Annotated in this window: 1 protein-coding gene; it reads right to left on the minus strand. The window is 67.3% G+C overall.

Annotated features, from left to right (window positions below; genetic code table 11):
- Positions 1-68: 68 nt before the first annotated feature.
- Positions 69-1,166: an IS110 family RNA-guided transposase gene (locus C7C45_RS32645; RefSeq protein ID WP_110568739.1), complete on the minus strand. Its 1,098-nt coding sequence runs from the start codon at positions 1,164-1,166 to the stop codon at positions 69-71.
- Positions 1,167-1,390 lie beyond the last annotated feature (224 nt).

Consider the following 1,390-nt stretch of genomic DNA (forward strand, 5'->3'; position numbering starts at 1 on the left):
GTGCTTGCCGGCTTGCTCCGCCTCGATGAACGGGTGCACGTTCACCGGGTCTCCTTGATGCTCCTATGTCAAGCTGCTACCGGGAGCGGCTGCAGATGTGTAGCGGTGTGGGCGCTGCTGGCGGCAGCGCAGGCGGGTCGATCGGTTGGTTGGCACGCCCGTTCGTCAGTCAGTAGGGCGGTGAAGACCCGATCGGACAAACGTCGGCGCAGCAGTCGTAGGGCTTCCGTCTTGGTCTTTCCGCTGTTGATCAGCTTGTCGACGTACTCCTTGCCCGGCCCGATACCGCGGGTTTGAGTGACCGCTGCCATGTGCAGCGCGGTGTTGACGGTGCGGTTGCCGCCACGGTTGAGTCGGACCCGGACCTTGTTTCCGGACCACACTGGGATCGGGGCGGTGCCGTTGAAGCGGGCGTAGGCGTGCTTGGACTTGAATCGGGCAGCGCCGGCGGTTTCGCCGAGGATCATCGCCGCGCCGAGCACGCCCAGGCCGGGGATCGCGAGCAGGGTCGGTCCCAGATCCTCCACCAGGTCCCGCAGCTCACGCTCCAGGGCGTTGATCTGCACCGTCAGCTCCCGGCAGCGGACCAGCAGATCTCGGGCGATCCGGGCGACCGTGCCGTCGAGGTCGGCGAGTCTGGCAGCCAGTTCGTCGATGACGCGGTAGCGGCGCAGGCCCCGGGAGGGCACCTGGAGTTCCGGGTCCAGTTCATGCAGGTGCCAGCGGAGCCGCCCGCATAGCTTGGTGCGTTCCACGACGAGATCGTGACGGTGATCGGAGAGCAGCTTGACCTGCCGGGTAGGCCCGTCGAGATGGGCAACGGGCAGATCCGGCTCGCGCAACGCGGCCAAGGCGACAGCTTCGGCGTCGATCGGGTCGGACTTTCCTCGCTGCCGCCCCGACCTACGAGCCGCAGCCATCAACCGGGTATGCACCCGCACAACCCGATGCCCGGCACGCAACAGGTCGCGTTCCAGCCGGCGGGTCATATGCCGGCAATCCTCGACCGCGAAGCTCACCTGCGGCCACTGACCTGCCCATTCCACGGCGCGGAGGTGACCTTCATCCGTCGCGACGACAGTTCGTTCGCCGAGCTTGCGGCCCAGGTCGTCGACCGCGACCAGGGTGTGTGTGCGCTTGTGGGCGTCGATTCCGATCACGGTCATGCCAGCTCCTCGCTGCCGGGGGTGAGGGTCCGCGAGCCGGGCGAGGGGGCATGCCTTAATCGAGCAGTAGCAGGCTCCTATCAAGCCACTCCAGGCCCGGCGCAGGGTCCGGCGGGGCCGCACATCAGGAAAAGCCACCAGCCGCAGGCCGGGGCAGCGAAGAAATGAGCGAGCCCCGCCGGACGTCGATCAGTCTGGCATTAACGCGAAGAAAGCCGTCGCCC

This window comes from Micromonospora arborensis (assembly GCF_003205615.1).
In the GTDB taxonomy this organism is placed as follows: domain Bacteria; phylum Actinomycetota; class Actinomycetes; order Mycobacteriales; family Micromonosporaceae; genus Micromonospora; species Micromonospora arborensis.

Coding starts and splice junctions, on each gene's coding strand:
- C7C45_RS32645 (WP_110568739.1), bottom strand. CDS start 1,166: ATGACCGTGATCGGAATCGACGCCCACAAGCGCACACACACCCTGGTC.